This window comes from Mesorhizobium delmotii (assembly GCF_900149755.1).
Taxonomy (GTDB): Bacteria; Pseudomonadota; Alphaproteobacteria; order Rhizobiales; family Rhizobiaceae; genus Mesorhizobium; species Mesorhizobium delmotii.
Map to the genome: position 1 here is coordinate 8,778 of NZ_FUIG01000055.1, position 3,237 is coordinate 12,014.

General features: G+C 60.4%; 4 protein-coding genes and 2 pseudogenes. 4 read left to right on the forward strand and 2 right to left on the reverse strand.

What is annotated here, in order from left to right:
- From BQ8482_RS30550 to BQ8482_RS40400, 4 genes and pseudogenes are all read left to right on the forward strand, one after another.
- Positions 1 to 429 (forward strand): integrase core domain-containing protein (locus BQ8482_RS30550; RefSeq protein WP_208867895.1); only part of this gene is annotated, 429 nt, incomplete at its 5' end.
- 72 nt (positions 430 to 501) lie between these two features.
- Positions 502 to 609 (forward strand): annotated as a pseudogene (locus BQ8482_RS40390) (transposase); the annotation flags it as partial.
- Positions 610 to 619: 10 nt separating this feature from the next.
- The gene (locus BQ8482_RS40395; RefSeq protein ID WP_342210994.1) at positions 620 to 790 is read left to right on the forward strand and encodes a hypothetical protein; all 171 of its coding nucleotides are present in this window, start codon (positions 620 to 622) and stop codon (positions 788 to 790) included.
- Positions 791 to 808: 18 nt separating this feature from the next.
- Positions 809 to 1,033 carry a hypothetical protein gene (locus tag BQ8482_RS40400; protein WP_342210995.1) on the forward strand — a complete coding sequence of 75 codons (225 nt, stop codon included), beginning with the start codon at positions 809 to 811 and terminating at the stop codon, positions 1,031 to 1,033.
- 91 nt (positions 1,034 to 1,124) lie between these two features.
- Here BQ8482_RS40400 and BQ8482_RS39730 read toward each other — a convergent pair.
- Positions 1,125 to 1,512 (reverse strand): annotated as a pseudogene (locus tag BQ8482_RS39730) (transposase); the annotation flags it as partial.
- Positions 1,513 to 1,835: 323 nt separating this feature from the next.
- Positions 1,836 to 3,236, reverse strand: coding sequence for a CapA family protein (locus BQ8482_RS30565; protein WP_123150995.1), 1,401 nt, complete (start codon positions 3,234 to 3,236; stop codon positions 1,836 to 1,838).
- Position 3,237 lies beyond the last annotated feature (1 nt).

A 3,237-nucleotide genomic window follows, 5' to 3' on the forward strand; every position in this document is an offset into this window, starting at 1 on the left:
CTGGCGATCTATCTCAGGGCTGACCTGGCGTTCGAGGCGCTCGACCAAGCGATTGCGGCGCGCAGGCCGGCACCGGGATCCATCATCCATCACAGCGATCGCGGCGTGCAATATGCCTGTGCCGAGTACGCCGCACGACTTGCGGCACACGACATCCTGCCGAGCATGAGCCGGGTGGGCAATCCCTACGACAATGCCAAGGCCGAGCGCTTCATGCGAACGCTGAAGGAGGAGGAAGCCGACGGCCGAGCCTATCGCGACATCGACGATGCAAGGAACAGGATCGGCGAATTCATCGACGCCGTGTACAACAAGCAGCGCCTACATTCCGCGATCGATTATCAATCGCCGGATGAATATGAAGCCGGCCTAATGCGATTGCGGCGGGAAGCCCCTGCGGCAATCTCAGAAACGGAGAACTGTTACTGATCTCTGTCTCACCCGAGGGGTGCACTTCACAATGCCATCGTCGCAACCGGTATCATCGCCGCCGTCGGCGACATCCGCCGCTTCAGCGAGCCGCAGAAACTGGTGAGCTACTTCGGCCTCAATCCGCGCGTCCGCCGATCCGGGCTCGGGCTGGCGCAATATGGCCGGATCAGCAAGCACGGGCGTTCCCATGCCCGCGCCATGCTGGTCGAGGCTGCCTGGGCGGCGGCGAAGGCGCGGACCGCTCAGAGCTTTCTTCCTGCGCATTCGCAACAAGCGCGGCCATCAGGTTGCGGCGGTCGCGGTCGCCCGCAAGCTCGCCATGCTGATCTGGCACATGCTGACGAAGCAGGAGGACTAGCTGTGGGTGAGGCCTGCGTTGGTGGCGGCGAAGCAGCGACAACTCGCCCTCAAGGCCGGCGCGGCCAACGAACGCGGTGTTGGTCATCGCGGTTCAGCCTACGCCTATAATGTCAAGGAATTGCGCAACCGGGAGAAGGCTGCGGCCGAGCATGCTGAGCACGCCTATGAGCTGATGGTCTGGCAATGGCGACCAAGGGGCCGAAGCGGCGCACGGACGCCACAAAGGAGGAACGGCTATTAAGGCTGCGCGGCGGCACTTTCATCCTCAGGCACCGCTCTTTGCCCCGTGGTCGTCCGTGCCGGAAGAATTTAGCACATGAGCTGACAAAGCGCTTGTCGATGTCATCCGTCGACTTCATGTGCTTGTGATGGCCGAGCGGCAGCCGGAAGTAGGTCAGCGTCTCCTCGATGTTGTCCCGAGCGCACAGCTTGGCGTATTTGCCCTGCCTTTAGCGAGCCACTGGGCGAGGTCGCGGCGCGCCTCGGTAAGCTCACGCCGGTCGTAGAACCATAAGCTCCATCAGGCAGTCGTCTTCCACCTTGCGCGGCACATAATCGAGGGTCATTGCGCAGAAAGTGCATGTATAGCAGCGCTGCCAGGCCGCCTGTGGCAGGCTCTCCCGGATCGCTTCAGACCGGCATGATCGTCGGAGACGACGAACTCGACGTCTGAGAGGCCTCGCTCCTTCAGCCCTGCAGGAAGTCGCGCCAGCTCGAGCGGCAGAGCAGCCGGCGCGCCGCTGGTGACATCGATTGGGATCAATTCCAGTGGCGAAGCCGCCAAAGCCGACGCACGGCCGCCGCGCCAGCAGCGACACCAACGCCCCAGGCTCATAGTTCTCGGCAACCAGCGCTGCTTCTCTTCCAGCGTATAAGAATTACGCCGGCGCACCAGCGCCGTCTCGCCCCGAAGATCTCCCATTTGCATTCCGTCCAACGCGATTCGTGTCCGTTAGCCCTGCTCAAGGACACTATGTTCAGCGTTCAGCCCCGACCACTATCCGCCAGAGAAGGGTGCGCGCCAGTTCATCCGGGGGGCCGCGTCATTGCGCCAAACTGGGCGGCAGCCGGATCAATCCAACGCCATCCTCGATCTCAATTTTGGGGCCAAATGGCTGGGAGAGCTCCTGTAGCCGCCCGAGAATGGCTACTGCTTGCGGCACGGCAGCGAGACGCGGCACGCCCCGGTTGGCAAACCTCTTCAGGTGACCGAGCTCGATTGGATAGAGCCGCAATTCAGCAAGCTGGTTATCCACATATCGACTCACGGAAACAACGCTCTCATAATAGATCTGGTCAGGCAGCGCATCCACGAATCCTTCTGGCGACGGATACCCTTTGTATACCTCGTCGATCGTCACCTCAGCATCCGTGTCAATTTTTGGATCCTTACCGTAGACGGCGTACATGTCTGCGCCCAACGGCGTCCGGAGGTCCTCACAGAAGAAATTCCCCAGGCTATAAAAGATGGGCCGCCCTTTGTAGATCTCGATGCCTCGCAACTGATGAGGCCCGTGCCCAACGTATGCGTCCGCTCCAGCATCGATAAGCCTGCGGGCGAACGATTGTTCGTAATCAGGCCGCTCTGAGCTCCAATTTCCGGGCGTGTGGCCGTGGTTCGTGGCGATGCAGAAGTCGGAGAACTGCTTGCCGCGACGAACGTTACGCAGAATGTCAGCGACATCGCGCGGGTCTGCTTCGAAGCTATAACCTGCTTTGTCCCCCGTTTTAAATGTCACGCCGCCAAGTACAACCCGGCTTGGATCCTGTCCGGCGGGATTGTAGTTTGGCAACGCTGCGCGGACCTGCCTCAGGCTTTCGAGCATTTCCGGCAGGACCACAATGCTTTTGTCCAAACGAAGAGCGTTGAGTCCTGGTCTGCCTGGCGCCTCGCCAGCGGGGTCGCACGCACGGGACATCGGCGTGAAGGATGCAGCAAGTGATATGAGCGCCACCCGACCGCGAGCGGTCTCCAAGAAGCGAGCGGCGCCGGCTTGCGCGAGGTTCTCGCCCGCACCTGCATGGATGATCCCGTTCTCATCGAGCGCCCGGGTCGTCTCGCGCATGCCTTCAACGCCCCAGTCGAGGGTATGGTTGTTCGCTCGACTAACCATATTGAAGCCCATCGCTTTTAAATCAGATCCCAGCTCCGGGGCGCTAATGCAATATGCACCACCGTACTCAGCCTGCGGGCATCCTTTAGACCGAACATCCAAGATGTTGGTTTCCATGTTGCCGAATGTGACATCGGCATCATGCAGGATCTTGACGAGGTCGTCGAACCCAGGATGTCGGCCCTTGGTCACTGGTCGCGCCAAGAGTAGGTCGCCAACTGCTGCCATTGTGAAGCCGTCTTCAACGTTTGTGGCAATTGAACCGACCGTATCAAAGCCACCATCCTGCTGAATTGGATGGCGACTATTCTCCTGCGAATCTCTTTCCATA

Excerpts from the sequence above, each read along its gene's own strand:
- BQ8482_RS40395 (WP_342210994.1), top strand. The coding sequence starts at position 620 with ATGCCCGCGCCATGCTGGTCGAGGCTGCCTGGGCGGCGGCGAAGGCGC.
- BQ8482_RS30565 (WP_123150995.1), bottom strand. The coding sequence starts at position 3,236 with ATGGAAAGAGATTCGCAGGAGAATAGTCGCCATCCAATTCAGCAGGAT.